16 protein-coding genes and 1 tRNA gene are annotated in these 16,657 nt (G+C 69.0%); 5 read left to right on the top strand and 12 right to left on the bottom strand.

The genetic code is table 11. The features are described from left to right. The 10 genes from AB0B98_RS13600 to AB0B98_RS13645 all read right to left on the bottom strand — a co-directional run bounded on the left by AB0B98_RS13600 (window position 1) and on the right by AB0B98_RS13645 (window position 9,663). On the bottom strand, window positions 1–807 hold the full coding sequence (locus AB0B98_RS13600) for an amino acid ABC transporter ATP-binding protein (protein WP_357362783.1): 807 nt from the start codon (window positions 805–807) through the stop codon (window positions 1–3). Next, window positions 807–1,784 carry an amino acid ABC transporter permease gene (locus AB0B98_RS13605; protein WP_238671656.1) on the bottom strand — a complete coding sequence of 326 codons (978 nt, stop codon included), beginning with the start codon at window positions 1,782–1,784 and terminating at the stop codon, window positions 807–809. Before AB0B98_RS13605 ends, AB0B98_RS13600 begins: the two co-directional genes overlap by 1 nt. Before the next feature lie 3 nt (window positions 1,785–1,787). Continuing rightward, on the bottom strand, window positions 1,788–2,699 hold the full coding sequence (locus AB0B98_RS13610) for an ABC transporter substrate-binding protein (RefSeq protein ID WP_357362786.1): 912 nt from the start codon (window positions 2,697–2,699) through the stop codon (window positions 1,788–1,790). Window positions 2,700–2,736: 37 nt separating this feature from the next. Then, window positions 2,737–3,447, bottom strand: coding sequence for an ABC transporter ATP-binding protein (locus tag AB0B98_RS13615; RefSeq protein WP_238671658.1), 711 nt, complete (start codon window positions 3,445–3,447; stop codon window positions 2,737–2,739). Beyond that, entirely contained in the window at window positions 3,437–4,228 is a 792-nt protein-coding gene (locus AB0B98_RS13620; protein WP_357363018.1) for an ABC transporter ATP-binding protein, read from the bottom strand. The genes AB0B98_RS13615 and AB0B98_RS13620 overlap by 11 nt, the downstream gene beginning before the upstream one ends. Before the next feature lie 46 nt (window positions 4,229–4,274). Further along, the gene (locus AB0B98_RS13625; RefSeq protein ID WP_091407909.1) at window positions 4,275–5,384 is read right to left on the bottom strand and encodes a branched-chain amino acid ABC transporter permease; all 1,110 of its coding nucleotides are present in this window, start codon (window positions 5,382–5,384) and stop codon (window positions 4,275–4,277) included. Further along, window positions 5,381–6,331 (bottom strand): branched-chain amino acid ABC transporter permease, encoded by a 951-nt coding sequence (locus tag AB0B98_RS13630; protein ID WP_124853572.1) that lies wholly within the window; start codon window positions 6,329–6,331, stop codon window positions 5,381–5,383. Before AB0B98_RS13630 ends, AB0B98_RS13625 begins: the two co-directional genes overlap by 4 nt. A gap of 109 nt (window positions 6,332–6,440) precedes the next feature. Further along, complete coding sequence (locus AB0B98_RS13635) at window positions 6,441–7,601, bottom strand: branched-chain amino acid ABC transporter substrate-binding protein (protein ID WP_238671659.1); 1,161 nt, start codon at window positions 7,599–7,601, stop codon at window positions 6,441–6,443. Window positions 7,602–7,859: 258 nt separating this feature from the next. Next, entirely contained in the window at window positions 7,860–9,029 is a 1,170-nt protein-coding gene (locus tag AB0B98_RS13640) for a hypothetical protein (RefSeq protein ID WP_357362788.1), read from the bottom strand. 13 nt (window positions 9,030–9,042) lie between these two features. Then, window positions 9,043–9,663, bottom strand: coding sequence for a response regulator (locus AB0B98_RS13645; protein WP_091408093.1), 621 nt, complete (start codon window positions 9,661–9,663; stop codon window positions 9,043–9,045). Window positions 9,664–9,768: 105 nt separating this feature from the next. Here AB0B98_RS13645 and AB0B98_RS13650 point away from each other — a divergent pair. From AB0B98_RS13650 to AB0B98_RS13660, 3 genes are all read left to right on the top strand, one after another. Continuing rightward, window positions 9,769–9,845, top strand: a tRNA-Leu gene (locus AB0B98_RS13650). Window positions 9,846–10,204: 359 nt separating this feature from the next. Next, window positions 10,205–10,627, top strand: coding sequence for a hypothetical protein (locus AB0B98_RS13655; protein WP_357362790.1), 423 nt, complete (start codon window positions 10,205–10,207; stop codon window positions 10,625–10,627). Window positions 10,628–10,709: 82 nt separating this feature from the next. Then, entirely contained in the window at window positions 10,710–11,360 is a 651-nt protein-coding gene (locus AB0B98_RS13660) for an NAD-dependent epimerase/dehydratase family protein (RefSeq protein ID WP_357362792.1), read from the top strand. Window positions 11,361–11,363: 3 nt separating this feature from the next. Here AB0B98_RS13660 and AB0B98_RS13665 read toward each other — a convergent pair whose 3' ends face one another. Continuing rightward, window positions 11,364–12,542: an aminotransferase class I/II-fold pyridoxal phosphate-dependent enzyme gene (locus AB0B98_RS13665; RefSeq protein ID WP_238671663.1), complete on the bottom strand. Its 1,179-nt coding sequence runs from the start codon at window positions 12,540–12,542 to the stop codon at window positions 11,364–11,366. 83 nt (window positions 12,543–12,625) lie between these two features. Between AB0B98_RS13665 and AB0B98_RS13670 the strand changes: the two genes are divergently transcribed. Next, window positions 12,626–13,105, top strand: coding sequence for an Lrp/AsnC family transcriptional regulator (locus tag AB0B98_RS13670; RefSeq protein ID WP_238671664.1), 480 nt, complete (start codon window positions 12,626–12,628; stop codon window positions 13,103–13,105). A 72-nt stretch (window positions 13,106–13,177) separates the two neighbouring features. Next, window positions 13,178–14,188: an LLM class flavin-dependent oxidoreductase gene (locus AB0B98_RS13675; protein ID WP_238671665.1), complete on the top strand. Its 1,011-nt coding sequence runs from the start codon at window positions 13,178–13,180 to the stop codon at window positions 14,186–14,188. A 200-nt stretch (window positions 14,189–14,388) separates the two neighbouring features. Here the strand turns inward: AB0B98_RS13675 and AB0B98_RS13680 are convergent, their stop codons facing one another. Next, entirely contained in the window at window positions 14,389–16,650 is a 2,262-nt protein-coding gene (locus AB0B98_RS13680; RefSeq protein WP_357362794.1) for a cellulose binding domain-containing protein, read from the bottom strand. Window positions 16,651–16,657 lie beyond the last annotated feature (7 nt).

Consider the following 16,657-nt stretch of genomic DNA (forward strand, 5'->3'; position numbering starts at 1 on the left):
TCAGAGCACCTTGGCCAGGAACGCCTTCGTCCGGTCGTGCCGGGGGTTGGCGATCACCTCGCGCGGCGCGCCGGACTCCACCACCACACCGTCGTCCATGAAGACCAGCGAGTCGCCGACCTCCCGGGCGAAGCCGATCTCGTGGGTCACCACGATCATCGTCATGCCGTCGCGGGCCAGGTCCTTCATCACGTCGAGCACCTCGCCGACCAGCTCCGGGTCGAGCGCGCTGGTGGGCTCGTCGAAGAGCATCAGCTTCGGCTGCATCGCCAGGGCCCGCGCGATGGCCACCCGCTGCTGCTGCCCGCCGGAGAGCTGACCGGGGTAGTTGCCCAGCTTGTCGCCGAGCCCGACCCGCTGGAGCAGCGCGGCGGCCCGGTCCCGGGCGGCGGCCTTGCGCTCCCGGCCCAACAGCACCGGCGCCTCGGCGACGTTCTGCAGGGCGGTCATGTGCGGAAAGAGGTTGAACCGCTGGAACACCATGCCGATCGCGCGGCGCTGGCTGGCGATCTCCTTTTCCCGCATCTCGTGCAACTTGCCGCCCCGCTCCCGGTAACCGATCAGGTCGCCGTCCACCCGGATCCGGCCGGCGTTGATCTTCTCCAGGTGGTTGATGCAGCGCAGAAACGTCGACTTGCCCGAGCCGGAGGGCCCGAGCAGACAACAGACCTCGCCGCTGCGGACCTCCAGGTCGATGCCCTTGAGCACCTCCACCGACCCGAACGACTTGTGCACCTGCTCAGCACGGACCATCACGCCGTCGCCCGCAGTTCCCTCGGCCTCCGCCGGTGTCGTCACCTGCGTCATCACCGACCCGCCTCGCTCGTGCTACCGCCGGCCTCCGCGGTGATCCCGCGCAGTCTGATCTTCGCCTGGGCGCTCCGGCCGAACCCCTTGGAGAAGTGCCGCTCCAGGTAGTACTGCCCGACGAGCAGGACGCTGGTCAGCAGCAAGTACCACAGGCAGGCCGCCACGTACATCGGAAAGACCTGGAAGGTCCGGTTACCCACGGCCTTGAGCTGGAAGAACAGCTCGGTGGAGACCGGCACGAAGGCCACCAGCGAGGTGTCCTTGAGCATCGCGATGGTCTCGTTGCCGGTCGGCGGGATGATCACCCGCATCGCCTGCGGCAGCACGATGCGGCGCAGGATCTGGGTACGGCTCAGGCCCAGCGCCTGCGCCGCCTCGGTCTGCCCCTCATCCACCGACTGGATCCCGGCCCGAACGATCTCGGCCATGTACGCCGCCTCGGAGAGCCCGAGGGCCAGCATGCCGGCGACGAATCCGGTGAGGATCTCCAGCGCGGAGAAGCCGAACAGGCGTGCTTCGAAGTCGTCGACTCCGAAGAGCGCGCCGATCTGCCGATCAAACGGGAGCCCGAACTCGATCCGGGCCCAGAGGATGCCGAGGTTGCCGAAGAGGATCGCCAGCACCAGCCGGGGCACCGCCCGGAAGAACCAGGTGTACGCCCAGGAGACGCCCCGCAGGATCGGGTTCTCCGACAACCGCATGATCGCGACGACAACGCCGAGACTGACCCCGATCACCATCGCGAGCACTGTCAGCGCGAGGGTACCGCGCAGACCCTCCATGATCGGCGGCCGGAACATCTCGTCGACCATGAACGCCCAGTTGAACGCCTTGTTCGTCACCAGCAGGTGGACGAACATGGCCACCAGCACCCCGATCACGGCGACCGCGACCCAACGTCCGGGATGCCGGACGGGCACGGCCTGGATGGGTTCCGGCCGTGCCCGTTCGGTTGTGTCCGTTTCCGACGACATGCGTCAGCTGGCGGGGTTCAGCGCCGAGGAGGTGATGGCGCCGCCCTCGACGCCCCACTTCTTCAACGCGGTCTGGTACGAGCCGTCAGCGATGACCGCTTGGACGGCCTCCTTGAGCACCTCGGCGAAGGCGGTCTGGTCCTTCTTGACGGCGTAGCCGTACGGGGCGGACTCGTAGATCTCGCCGACCAGCTCCAGCGCGCCGTTGCTCTGCTTCACCGCGTACGCCCCGACCGGCGAGTCGGCCAGCATGGCGTCGTTCTTGCCGCTGAAGACCGCGGCCGTGGCGTCGCTCTGCGCCTGGTACTGGTCGATGGTGATCGCCGGCTTGCCGCCGGTGGTGCACTTCTTCGACCGGGCGGTGATGTCGTCGAACTGCACGGTGCCGGTCTGCACGGCGATCTTCTTGCCGCAGGCGTTCTCAATGTCGATCTTGGCCGCGTTGCCGGCCTTGGTCGCCCACTGGGTGCCGGCGGAGAAGTAGCTCACCATGTTGACGCTCTTGAGCCGCTCGGCGTTGATCGTGAACGACGAGACACCGATCTCGTACTTGCCCGAGTCGACACCGGGCAGGATCGCGTCGAAGGGCGACGACTCGTACTCGGCCTTGAGACCGAGCTTCTGCGCCACCGCGTTGAACAGCTCGACGTCGAAGCCGACCACCGTCTTGCCGTCGGCGTCGAGGAACTCCGCCGGGGCGTACGTCGAGTCGGTGCCGACCTTGATCACACCGTCGGCCTTGATCGCGTCGGGCACCTTCCCGGCCAGCGCCGAGTCGGCCGCCGCCGTGACGGTCGGACCGGCGCCGGGCGAGCCGCTGTTCTCCTTCTCCCCACACGCCGTCAGCGAGAGGGCGATCAGCGCCGCACTGGCGGCACCGAGCGCCGCCCGGCGGGCACCGTTGGTATTGAACATGTCTCTGCACTCCTTGCGTGAGGGGTGTGACGGCCGCTCAGGCCACGCCGAGGTATGCCTCTTTGACCGCCGGGTCGTGCAGCAGCTCGGCGCCGGTTCCGGTCTTGACGATCTTGCCGGTCTCTAGCACGTACGCCCGGTGCGCTCGGGCAAGCGCCTGCTGCGCGTTCTGCTCCACCAGCAGGACGGTGGTGCCCTGCTCGTTGATCTCCTTGATGATGTCGAAGATCTGTTGGATCAGCATCGGCGCCAACCCCATCGAGGGCTCGTCGAGCAGCAGCAGCTTGGGCCGGCTCATCAACGCCCTACCGACCGCCAGCATCTGCTGCTCGCCGCCGGAAAGGGTACCTCCGGCCTGCTTACGTCGCTCCGCCAGCCTGGGGAAGAGATCGAGCACCCGGGCCAGGTCCTCGGCGATGCCGGCGCGGTCGCGCCGGGTGTACGCCCCCATGTCCAGATTCTCGAGCACCGACATGCCGGGGAAGATCCCCCGGCCCTCGGGCGCCTGGCAGAGCCCCCGCCGGACCCGCAGGTCCGCCCGGAGCTTGGAGATGTCCTCACCGTCGAAACGGATGCTGCCGGTGGCGATCGGCCGAATCCCGGAGATCGCCCGCATGGTGGTCGACTTCCCGGCGCCGTTGGCGCCGATCAGCGCGACGATCTCACCCTCGGCCACGGTCAGGCTGATGCCGTGCAACGCCTGGATCCGCCCGTAGAGCAGGCTCACATCGTCGATCTCAAGCAACATCGTCCGGCACCCCCAGGTACGCCGCGACCACCTTCGGGTTGTCCCGCACCTCGGCGGGCAGCCCTTCGGCGATCTTCTTTCCGAACTCCAGCACGACGATCCGGTCAGTGACGCCCATGACCAGGCGCATGTCGTGCTCGATCAGCAGCACTGTCACGCCGGTGTCCCGGACCTGCCGGATGAGCTGGAGCAGTTCCTCCTTCTCCGCCGGGTTGAAGCCAGCGGCCGGCTCGTCCAGGCAGAGCAGCACCGGATCGGTGGCCAGCGCCCGGGCGATCTCCAACCGCCGCTGCTCCCCGTAGGAGAGGTTGCGGGCGAACTCGTGCAGCCGGTGCCGGATGCCGACGAACTCCAGCAGCCGCTCGGCCTTCTCCCGACCCTCGCGCTCCTCGCGCCGGTGCCGGGGCAACCGGAACAGAGCGGAAAGCACACTGGTCTTGTGGTGCGCGTCCGCGCCGACCTGGACGTTCTCCAGGGCGGTCATCTCCGGGAACAGGCGGATGTTCTGGAACGTCCGGGCCATACCCAGTTGGGTGATCTGGTGGCGCTTCTTCCCGCTGATCTTGCCCCCACGGAACCGGATCTCACCCTTGGTGGGCTGGTAGATGCCGGTCATCGCGTTGAAGCAGGTGGTCTTGCCAGCGCCGTTCGGGCCGATCAGCCCGAGGATCTCCCCCTTGTAGAGGGTGAAGTTGACGTTGTCGAGCGCGACCACGCCGCCGAAGCGCAGCGTGACGTCGTCGACCTCCAGCAGCGGCTCCCGGCTGGGGACCGCTTCCATCGCGGGCGCGCCGGCCTGCGCCGGAACAGCCGGCGTCTGATCGGTGTCACTCACCGACGATCACCTCCTTGCGACGGTCTTTGAACTCCGCCGCCCGTCGTCGGTTCGGAATCAGGCCTTCCGGCCGGAAGATCATCATCACCACGAGGACCAGACCGAAGATCAGGAACCGGTACTCGTACAGCTCCACGCCGAACAGCTCGATGCCGCGGAACCGCTCGATCATGTACGCCACCAGGCCACCACCGACGATCGCGCCGACGATGTTCCCCGAACCACCGAAGATCACCGCCGCCAGGATGATGATCGAGTTGAGCAGCTCGAAGTTCTGCGAGTTGACGAAGTTCTGCTTACCGGCGAAGAGCGCGCCGGCCAGACCGGCGATCGCGGCACCCGAGGCGAACGCCCAGAGCTTGAACTTGAACGTCGGCACACCCATCAGCTGCGCGGCGTCCTCGTCCTCCCGGATCGAGATCCAGGCCCGACCGACGCGACTGTGCGTCAGGTTCCGCACACCGATCACCACCAGGATGATCAGCGTGAGCACCAGCCAGTAGTACGGCCGGGCGTCCAGCACGCCGAAGAACGGCTTGCCGTCGGCGTACTTGCCGGGCGGGTGCGGGATCTGGTTGAAACCCCGCTGGCCCTTGAGGAACTCCGAGCTGACCGCGGCGATCCGGATCATCTCGGCGAAGCCGAGCGTCACGATCGCCAGGTAGTCACCGCGCAGACGCAGCGTCGGCGTACCGAGCATCACACCCGAGAGCATTGTCAGCCCGATCGCCAGCGGCACCACGAGCAGCCACGGCCAGAGCGTCTTGAGGTTGCTGCTCGGCGAGGTCAGCACCGCGACGGTGTACGCGCCGACGGCGAAGAAGCCGAAGTAGCCCAGGTCGAGCAGGCCGGCGAAACCGACCACGATGTTCAACCCGACGGCCAGCAGCACGTAGATCGAGACGGTGAACAGCACCTGTGTGAAGTTCGCACCAGGGGTCGGGATCGGCCCGAGATACTGGTAGAACTCCCTGTTCGGCAGCGCGTAGAAGAACGCGATCACCGCGACCAGCAACGCCCAACGCACCCAGCGCGGCGCCCCGCGCCACCGTTCTCCGGCCGCCTCGCGGCCGGAGCGCACCCTCTCCAGGACGGTCGTCATGCCCGTGCCCTCCCCAGCGATTCGCCCAGCAGACCGGTAGGCCGGAACATCAGCAGCACCACCAACACCGCGAAGGCAGCGAAGTCCTTCCACTGACTGCCGAACAGACCGGCGGCGTAGTTCTCCACCACGCCCAGCAGCAGGCCACCGATCAGCGCGCCGCGCAGGTTGCCGATACCACCCAGCACCGCGGCGGTGAAGGCCTTGAGCCCCAGCAGGAAGCCGACGCTGTAGGTCAGGGTCTGGATCCGCACGTCGTAGAGCAGACCGGCCACGCCGGCCATGGAACCACCGGTGATGAAGACCATCAGGATGATCCGGTCCTTGTTCACGCCCATCAGCGCGGCGGTGTTGGCGTCCTGGGCCACGGCCCGGATGCCCCGGCCGGTACGGCTGCGGTTGATGAAGAGGTCCAGCAGGACCATCATCAGCAGCGCCGCGCCAATCGTCAGCAGCTGCACCGAGTCGATCGGCACACCGAAGAGGTGGAACAGCGGCTTGCTGCTCACCAGACTGGGCGCGCCCTCGGGCAGTCGGCGGGTCCAGATGCCGAAGGCCTCGGAGATCGCGATAGAGGCGCCGATCGCGGTGATCAGGAAGGCCAGCGGCGGGGCGTTGCGCTTACGCAACGGCCGGTACGCCACCCGCTCGATCACCGTCGCCGTGCCCGCCGAGGCGATGGCGGCGACGATCATCGCCACCAGCAGGTAGAACAGGATCGATCCAACCCCGCTGACCTGTGAGTTCTGGTCGAGTCCAAAGCCGTTCCAGGTCCAGATCGCCGCGAACGCGCCGGCGATGAAGACCTCGGAGTGAGCGAAGTTGATGAGTCTCAGCACGCCGTAGACCAGCGTGTAGCCGAGCGCGACCAGGGCGTAGATCGCGCCCTGCGTCAGGCCGGTCGTGGTGAGTTCCCCGAAGTTGGAGAACAGTCCATTGAAGTCCAAGGGAGGGACGCTCCATCACGTCTGGAGAGAAAATTGGGGTGCGGCCGGGAGCGAGCAGCTCCCGGCCGCACCCGCGATCACAACTCAATCGCCGAAGCAGCGACCAACATCAGGACTTCGGGATCTCCTGGTCCGGGACAACCTTGCCGCCGGTGACCTTGAAGGCCCAGACCTTGACCTGAGCCGGGTCCAGCTCGCCGGTCTCGGTGAACTTGTAGCTCGCCGCGACACCCTCGCCGCTGTAGCCCTTCACGAACTCCAGCAGGCCCTCACGGGTGGTCTTGCCAGCCTTGATACCGGCCAGCAGGATGTTCGCCGCGTCGTAGGCGGTGTCGCTGTAGGTGCCCGGGTCGGTGCCGTTGAGCGCCTTGAACTCCTGCACGAAGGTGCCCCGGGCCTCAGCGGCCGGCTGGCACGGGCAGGTGAGGATGGTGCCCTCGGCCGCCGCCTGACCAGCGGAGGTGATGTACGCGCCGTCGTTGACGCCGTCGCCAGCGACCAGCGGCGCGGTGACCCCGGCAGCGGTGAGCTGCTTACGGATCAGGCCAGCCTCCTGGTAGTAACCGCCGTAGAAGATCGCCTTCACGTTGGCGGCCTTGACCTTGGTGACCACGCCGGAGAACTCGGTCTGCTTGCCCTCGCCCTGGACCTTGTCCGAGCCGACAACCGCCGAGCCGAGCAGCTTCTTGACCTCGTCGGCCAGGCCGGCACCGTACGCGGACTGGTCGTCGATGACGTAGACCTTGTCGGCCTTCATCACGTTCTTCATGTAGTTGCCGGCCGCCGGGCCCTGGCTGAAGTCGTTGCCGACCGCGCGGAAGAAGGTCTTCCACTTCTGCTCGGCCAGGCTCGGCCGGGTGGCGGACGGGGTGATGGTCACCAGGCCGGCCTCGTTGAACAGCGGGCCGGCGGCCTCGGACTCACCCGAGTAGGCCGGGCCGACGACGCCAAGGATCTTGGTGTCGTCGATCGCCTTCTGCGCCAGACCAGGTGCCTGGTCCGGGCTGCCCTGCGAGTCCAGGGAGGCCAGCTCGACCTTGCAGTCGGCGTTTTCCTTGTTGTACTTGTCGACGGCGAGCTTGACACCGTTGTTCTCGTTGATGCCGAGCGCGGCCGAGCTGCCGGTCAGCGCGCCGAAGAATGCGATCTTGCTGCCGCAGGCGTCACCGCCCCCGCCTGCCGCATCGTCGCCACTGGAGCATGCGGTTCCGCCGGCGACGAGCGCCACCATGGCGACCCCACCGATAACGCGCGCGAGCTTTTGCCTCAAGGCCCGAACCCTCCTCGTCCCATGGTCCGAACCACCCGCTGGCTATTGGCCCTTGCGGGGGGCGGACGAACCAGACCGTCGTCGCCGGTCTGGGGCCGGACGTTATCCCACCGTGGAGCTGTGACGTAAGACCCAAGCGAGCGGGTTGACCGAACCGTTACACGCCGTGGCGGATTGGAAACGATCCCTGTAAGAACCTTCGGTCGTGAAGCTTTTTCACCTTCGTTTCTTCGGGGCCGGCGAGTGGGCCTCCGTCAGCTACCGATCGAGGTCTGAAACCCCCGTCCACCAGGCACGCGACGTTTTTCCATCGTCCGCCACCAACAGCAGTCGATCTCCCGTCGAGGTCACCGCGACCGCAGTGTCTCCGCTGTCCGGGACCGGCTGCGGCATGGTCATCGCCCGCCACGACTCGCCCGCATCGACCGAGAGCCACAGTGCGTGACGGTCCCCGTCCCTCGTCACCGCCACCAACCTGTGCCCGACGGCCACCAGCCCCGCCGCCGACGCCACACCCGGTCCCGCCGCCCCGAACCCGCCCGCCGGCCGCCAGCCCTGCGCGGTCAGCCGCCAACTGCCGAATCCAGCCCGCACCGGCCCGACCGCCACCGACACGTCGCCAAGCACCGCCACCCGCTGCGCCTGCCCCCGCCCGTCCACCACCGGCAGGGCGGACCGCCGCCAGCTCCGGCCGTCCGCCGAGGACCAGGCCAGCGGCACCAGCGCGGAACCCCCGGGCGGCAGCAGCGCACCCACCATCAGCCAGCCCGACGGCACGGCGACCGCGTCGTACGCCGCCGTCCGCCCCCGCTCGTCACCGGCCAGCTCTGGTGCGCCCTCCACCAGCGCGAACCCGGCCGCATCCGCCGAGATCCAGACCGCAGCACCGTCGATCCGACTACCGGCGATCAACCAGCCCCGCGGCCCCGCCGCCAGCCCGGCCACGTTGACCGCGCGCGGCCCGGCGTACCGCTCGAAGGGCGCGTCCACCTCGTGCAGCGTGCCGTCCGACGCCTGCCTCCAGGTGCCGGTGCGGGGATTGCCGTGCACGCCCCCGCTCTTCGCCCCGACCGCCGCCAGCCGTCCCTCCCGGCAGGCCGCCGCGGAGAGCACGTGCTGCTGGCCGTAGAACGTCACTGGCTCCGTCGGCAGCGGCACCCAGGAATTGGCGTCCGTGCTGCTCCAGGCGGCCGGGCGGGTCCCCCCGGCCGGATCGACCACGCCGCCGACCACGTACCACCGGTCGGCACAGGCGGTGGCGTCGCGCAGCACCGGTCGACCCGGCACACCCGGCGTGTCCGGCAGGACCACCGACTGCCAGGCCGGCCGGACCGGTAGCGGCTCCGCACAGTCGGGACAGGCCGAGGCCTCACAGGCGGCCACCAGCACGGCGAGAACGCCGAGCACTGCCCCCACCCGCCGCCGCATGGATCGATGCCGGTCAGGGTGCCGGCAGGGTCACCTCGCCACCGGCGGTCTCCGCGAGGATCCGCTCGGCAACCTCTTTCATGGTCATCCGGTGGTCCATCGCCGTGCGTTGGATCCACTTGAACGCCTGCGGCTCGGTCATGCCGTACGTGGTCATCAGCGCGCCCTTGGCGCGCTCCACCGACTTACGGATCTCCAGCCGGTCGGTCAGGCTCGCGACCTCCGCCTCCAGGGCCGCGACCTCCGAGTAACGCGACAGCGCGATCTCCACCGCCGGGACCAGGTCGCTCTTCTGGAAGGGCTTCACGAGGTACGCCATCGCGCCAGCCGCCCGCGCCCGCTCCACCAGATCACGCTGACTGAACGCGGTCAGAATGATCACCGGGGCGATCCGGGCACCGGCGATGCGCTCGGCGGCGGCCAGCCCGTCCATGATCGGCATCTTGATGTCGAGGATGACGAGGTCGGGCTTCAGCTCCTCGGCGAGGCGTACGGCTGTCTCGCCGTCACCGGCCTCCCCCACCACCTCGTAACCCTCTTCGACGAGCATCTCGGCGAGGTCCAGCCGGATCAGCGCCTCGTCCTCGGCGATCAGTACGCGCCTACGCTCGGCATCCGTCGGCGTCTCAGCCACCAGCCCTACCCCCACCAGTCATAAGCCGACACCAACCCGACCGGGTGTCGCCGCCCTCAGCGTAGTAGGTAACCTATGGGAGGCCACCAGAGCATTCGGCCAAGCGTCCCCGTATTCCAACCGGCAGAGAAGCGGAGCTCAAACCTCCGACAGTGTGGGTTCGAATCCCACCGGGGGCACCAAAAGTGTCGTACGGCTGTTCCAAAATCGTCGTGTGCATCCACCTGAGCTACGCATTCGTGCGCGGCAGCAGCACCTCGCCGGCAGCACGGTCGCCGAGGTTGCCAGACGTCTGAGACTTCCCTACCCAACCGTCCGAGGCTGGTGCAGGGGGCAGGCTGAGCCACAACAGCAGGGCACCGAGTCCCGCTGCTTCCGCTGCCGGCCCAACGTCAACATTCAGACAGAGCCGTCTTCATACCTATACCTGCTTGGCCTCTACCTGGGCGACGGTCATCTCGTCACGTCCACCCGGGTCCCGGTGCTTCGCATCGCTTGCAGCGACAGCTGGCCAGGCCTGATCGAGGCCTGTGACGCTGCTATGCGAGCGGTGCTCGCCGCGAGGGTGCAGCGCGTCCAGCAGGTCGGCTGCGTCAGCGTGCAAAGTTCCGGCAAGCACTGGCCCTGCCTGTTGCCTCAGCACGGCCCAGGCAAGAAGCACGAGCGACCGATCATCCTGGCCGACTGGCAGCGCGAACTCGTTGCCGCGCACCCGGGCGACTTCCTGCGCGGGCTGTTCCACTCCGACGGCTGTCGGTTCGCCAACCGGGTGACGGTGCGCGGCAAGGCTTACGTCTACCCGCGCTACATGTTCGTCAACGAGTCGGCCGACATCATGGGGCTCTGCCAGTGGACCCTCGACCTGCTCGGCGTCGCCTGGCGGATGAACCGACGCAACTCGCTGTCGGTGGCGCGACGCGACGCCGTCGCCACGCTGGATCGGCACGTCGGCCCCAAGTCCTGACCGTCACCCCCGGATCACGCCGACCGTGGGAGCCTGGCTGACGATCAGGGCGAAACGCTGGCGGCGACAGGGGTGGGATCTGATGCGGGTGGTTGTCTTCGGTGCGACCGGGATGGTCGGTCAGGGCGTGTTGCGCGAGTGCCTGCTCGCCGATGACGTGCGGGAGGTGCTGACTGTCGGTCGGCGGCCAACCGGTGCGCGGGATCCGAAGCTGCGGGAGCTGACCGTCGCGGACGTGGGCGAGTTGGAAGCGGTGCGGGCCGAGTTGACCGGTGTCGACGCGTGTTTCTACTGCCTGGGGGTGTCCTCACTGGGTCTGGACGAGGCCGCGTACACCCGGGTCAGCTACGACTACCCCCTCGCCGCGGCGCGGTTGTTCGCGCAGGTGAGCCCGCAGGTCACCTTCGTCTACGTCTCGGGTCAGGGGACCGACTCGTCGGGTCGGGGTCGGGTGATGTGGGCGCGGGTCAAGGGTCGCGCCGAGAACGCGATCATGGATCTGCTGCCCAACGGTTACGCGGCGCGGCCGGGTTTCATCCAGCCGACGTACGGGGCGGTGTCGAAGACGCGGTGGTACCGGTTCGGCTACGCGGTCACCAGTCCGCTGTTTCCGGTGCTGCGTCGGTTGCTGCCGAATCAGGTCACCACTACCGACGGGATCGGTCGGGCCATGCTGCGGGTGGCCCGGCAGGGTTCGCCGGTGCGGGTGCTGGGCAACCGCGAGCTGCGCTGAGGCTCAGGCGATCACGTCGAGGGCGTGGGCCAGGTCGGCGCGCAGGTCTTCGGGGTCTTCGAGGCCGACCGAGAGACGCAGCAGTGCGGCTGCGGGTTTGGCGTCGCCCTCGACCGGCCGGTGGGTGAGTGAGGCGGGGTGCTGGATGAGGGTGTCCACGCCACCGAGGGACACCGCGTGGGTGATGAGGCGGCAGGCGCCGGCGACGGCCGCCGCGGCTGGCGCGCCGCCGCGTACCTCGAAGGCGAGCAGGCTGCCGGGTCCGGACATCTGCCGCCCGACCAGCGCCGCCGGGTCGTGCACCGAGGGGTGGTGCACCCGCTGTACGGCGGGGTGGTCGGCGAGCCAACCGGCGAGTTTCTCGGCGCTGGCCTGTTGGGCGCGGACCCGCAGCGGCAGGGTTTGCAGGCCGCGGTGCAGCAGGTAGCCGCCGAGGGGGTGCAGGATCGCGCCGGTGACCGCGCGGACCTGGCGTAGGCGTACGGCCCAGGTGTCGTCGCAGGCGACGACGCCGGCGAGGACGTCGCCGTGACCGCCGATGCTCTTGGTGGCGCTGTGCAGGACGAGGGTGGCGCCGTGCCGGGCGGGTTGTTGCAGTACGGGGGTGGCGACGGTGTTGTCGACAAGCAGTGGGATGTCGCCGGCAGCGGCGGCGAGGGCGGCGATGTCGACCAGGTCGACTGTGGGGTTGGCGGGTGTCTCGACGATGACCAGCGCGGTGTCGGGGCGGATGGCGGCGGCGACCTCGTCGGGGCGCGTCCAGGTGACTGTGGTGCCGAGCAGGCCGGTGGCGAGGACGTGGTCGGTGCCGCCGTAGAGGGGTCGGACAGCGACGACGTGTCGGCGGTCGGCGCGGGCAGCGGCGAGCAGGGTGGCGGTGAGGGCGGCCATTCCGCTGGCGAAGGCGACGGCCTGGGCGGTGCCTTCCAACTCGGCGAGGGCGGTTTCGAAGCGGGCGACGGTGGGGTTCCAGAGCCGTTGGTAGACGGCGCTGCCGTCGGCGGGCAGGGTTCCGCCGGTGGCGAGCTGCTCGTACGCGGCACCGCCGTCGTCGACTGAGGGCAGCGGGTTGGTGGTCGACAGGTCGATGGGTGGTACGTGCACGCCGAGGGTGCGGAGGTCGTCGCGACCGGCGTGTACGGCCCGGGTGTCCATCGTTGTCATGGCGGTAGGGTCGAACATCTCGCGGCCGGCGGGCAACGGTTCGGCAGATGATTCTGCAAAACCAGTTGGTTTCCGTGTTGAGTTCGGGCGAGGATGGCGCAATGCCCCCTGAGCCGAATGATCTGCGGCCGTACCAGGCCCTGGATGAGGTGGACCGCGCGATCCTGACCGAGCTGGCGGCGGACGGCCGGTTGCCCAACAATGCGCTCGCCGAGCGGGTGGGTGTGGCGCCGTCGACGTGTCTGACGCGTACCCGGGCGCTGCGCGAGCGCGGCGCGATCCGTGGTTTTCACGCCGAGGTGGATCCGGCGGCGCTCGGCCTGCCGTTGCAGGCGTTGGTGTCGGTGCGGTTGACAGCGCACGAGCGGGCGGCGGTGGACGCGTTCCGGGCCCGGTCGGTGCGGCTGCCGGGGGTGGTGTCGGTGTTCCACGTGGCCGGCGCCGAGGACTATGTGCTGCATGTGCGGGCGGCGTCCGGCGACTCGTTGCGGGACTTCGTGCTGGACCACCTGGCGGTGGACCCGGTGGTGCAGCACACGCAGACCAGTCTGATCTTCGAGCAGGCGCGTGGGATGGGCTGAGCGGCGGGTGAGGTGGCCGACGAAAACCCGCATGCTGGAACAAAGCCGGTCGGTGACGGGTTGGCTGACCGTGTGATCACCGTACCGTTGTCTGTTCTTGATCTTGCCCCGGTCGCCAAGGGCACCACCGCTGGCGCGGCGTTGCAGGCCACCACCGAGTTGGCACGCCGCACCGAGGAGTTGGGCTACCACCGGTTCTGGGTGGCCGAGCACCACAACATGCCAGCGATCGCCAGCTCCGCCCCCGCGGTGCTCCTGGCGCACCTGGCGGCGAACACCTCGACGATCCGGCTGGGGTCGGGCGGGGTGATGCTGCCCAACCACGCGCCGCTGGTGGTGGCCGAGCAGTTCGGCACCCTGGAGGCGCTGCACCCCGGTCGGATCGACCTGGGCATCGGGCGGGCGCCGGGCACCGACCAGGTGACCGCGCTGGCGTTGCGGCGCACCATGGAGGGCTTGTCGGCGGAGGGTTTCCCGCGCGAGCTGACAGACCTGATGAACTACTTCAGCGGGGAGAAGCCGGGGCAGATCATCGCCACGCCGGGCCGCGGTGAGCAGCCGGCCGTGTGGCTGTTGGGCTCCAGCGGTTTCAGCGCCCAGCTCGCCGGCCTGCTCGGTCTGCCGTTCTCCTTCGCGCACCACTTCAGCTCGCAGAACACCCTGCCGGCGTTGGCCCTGTACCGGCAGAACTTCCGCCCGTCGCAGTGGCTGGACAAGCCGTACGCGATGGTGGCGGTCAACGCGGTGTGCGCGGAGACCGACGAGCGGGCCGAGTGGCTGGCCGGGCCGAGCGCGTTGTCGTTCCTGAAGTTGCGTTCCGGGCGGCCGGAGCCGCTGTCCACGCCCGACGAGGCGGCGGCCTACCCGTACTCGGAGATCGAGCGGGAGTTCGTCGTGGCGCGCCGCGACGGTCAGGCGATGGGCTCGCCGGAGACGGTGCGTCGGCAGCTGACCGAGCTGGTGGAGCGCACCGGCGCGGACGAGCTGATGCTGACCACGCTGGTGTACGACGTGCAGGACCGGGTGCGGTCGTACGAATTGATCGCCGAGCAGGTGGCGGGCGGTCTGCGCCGGAGCGCGTGAAACACGATCTTCACGTCAGCGTCACCCCGCCGACCCGGACGGTGCCTAATGTTGGTGCCGGTGGTGGTACGGCATTCCCGGTCGGGACGGGTTGGGAATGCCGCGGTGTGGCGCACCGGGCCGGAGCTGAGCGGATTCCGCGGCTGCGGCCCGGTGCCTGCCACCCTAGGCGACCCCGCTCGGGACCGCCAGGGGTTGCATCAACGTAGGTAGATGTCCGGCGTCGGTGGGGTGCCCATTCCGTTGCCGATGAAGAACCCCGGGTGCGGCGGCTGGTTGTAGGCGGTGTTCTGCCACGCGATCGCCACCCGATACTGCGGGTCGTGCATCAGGGTGTAGATCCGGGTGCTGGTCGGCGTGGGTGTGCTGTAGATGCGCAGCGCCCGGCTGTCGGTGGTCCGCCAGATCACCTCCTCGCGCCAGTCGCCCAGGATGTCGCCGGAGAGCGCCGGCGTCGACTTGGTGCCGTTGTTGGACGCCACACCGCTGCCGTCGAGCAGCCGGGTCTCACCACCGGTGCCGTACTTGTCGACCTTCGTGCCGTCGAGCAGTTCCCGCACCGGGTCGCCGTCCCACCAGGCCAGGAAGTTGGCCGAGGACGGCTTGCGCCCGACGTTCTGCCCCCTGGTGTTCGCCAGTCCGGCGACCGCTGACGACCACGACTCCGCGCCAGGGCTGCCCGCCCAGATGTCCGCGGAGACGCCTCGGCCGTTGTCGCCGGACGCCGGCGTGGACCAGAGGACCTGACCGGTCCGGGCGTCGGCGAAATAGGAGCTGGGCTTGCTGCCGTCCTCGTCGACCTTGAACACCTCCAGGCCGGCGCGGCCCGGGTCCAGGTCCCCCACGTGCATGGCGTCGCCGTGGCCGTTGCCGGTCGAGTGCAGCAGCCGGCCGTTGTCGTCGATGGTGGCGGCCCCGTACACGATCTCCTGGCGGCCGTCGGCGTCGACGTCGGCGACGGAGAGCTGATGGTTGCCCTGACCAGCGGCGGCGCCGTTTCCGGAGGAGTTCGAGTCGAACGTCCAGCGCTTGGTCAGCGTGCCGTTGCGGAAGTCCCAGGCCGCGATCACCGCGCGGGTGTAGTAACCCCGGGCCATGATCAGCGAGGGGCGTTGTCCGTCCAGGTACGCGGTGCCGGCGAGGAACCGGTCCACCCGGTTGCCGTACGAGTCACCCCAGGACGACACGGTGCCGCGCGGCGGGTCGTAGTTGACTGTGGAGGCGATCGCACCGGTCTGCCCGTTGAACATGGTCAGGTACTCCGGACCGGACAGCACGTAGCCGCTGGAGTTGCGGTAGTCCGCCGACGACGAGCCGATCAGCTGACCGGTGCCGGAGCGGGTGCCGTCGGCGGTCTTCATGGCCACCTCGGCGCGGCCGTCGCCGTCGTAGTCGTACACCTGGAACTGGGTGTAGTGGGCGCCGGCCCGGATGTTGCGGCCCAGGTCGATCCGCCACAACCGGGTGCCGGTGAGTGTGTAGGCGTCGACGTAGACGTTGCCGGTGTAGCCGGACTGGGAGTTGTCCTTGGCGTTCGACGGTTCCCACTTGAGCACGATCTCGTAGCTGCCGTCGCCGTTGAGGTCACCGACCGAGGCGTCGCTCGCGCTGTACGAGTAGCTCTCCCCGCTCGGGGTGCTACCCCCGGCCGGGACCTGCAATGGCACGTCCAGGTAACCCGCGCCGAACTGCAACGCCGGTGGTGACGCCGCCTGCTCGGCGCCGCCCACCACGGCCCGCACGGTGTACGCCGAGCCGGCCGCCGCGCCGCTGTCGAGGTAGTTGGTGGCACCGGTGATCGGACTGGCGTTGACCTTGGTGGAACCCCGGTACAGGTTGAACGACACCCCTGAGGTCTCAGTGCCGAGCAGCCGCCAGGAGACCAGGTTGCCACTGCCGGAGCGGACGCTGACCAGCCCCCGGTCCAGCTTCTCCATCTGCAACACCCCGGCCGAGGGCGGAGGCGTGGTCGGGGGTGGGGTGGTCGGCGGTGGGGTGGTCGGCGGTGGGGTGGTCGGCGGTGGGGTGGTCGGCTCGTCGGTGGGTGGGGCGCCGGTGCAGGTGGTGCCGTTGAGCGCGAAGCTGGCCGGCACCGGGTTGCTGCCGGTCCACGAACCGTTGAAGCCGAACGAGGCGCTGCCGTTCGTGGCGATGGCGGTGTTGTGGTCGACGTTGCGCGCTGTCACCTGGGCGCCGGACTGGGTGACGGTGGCGTTCCACGCCTGGGTGACCTGCTGACCCGCGGCGTACGACCAGGTGACCGCCCACCCGTTGACCGGGTCGCCGAGGTTGGTGACTGTGACGTTGGCGCCGAAGCCGCCCTGCCACTGGTTGGTGATCTGATAGTCGATCCGGCAGCCGACGGCGGCGGCCGAGGCGACGACCGTGCCGAGGGTGCCGGCCACGACTGTGGCCGCCGTCGTGGCGGCGAGCAGGATCAGCCGATGTCTGGACGGGTGCATGCACTGC

It is taken from the genome of Micromonospora sp. NPDC048947 (assembly GCF_040649495.1).
GTDB classification, from domain to species: Bacteria; Actinomycetota; Actinomycetes; order Mycobacteriales; family Micromonosporaceae; genus Micromonospora; species Micromonospora alfalfae.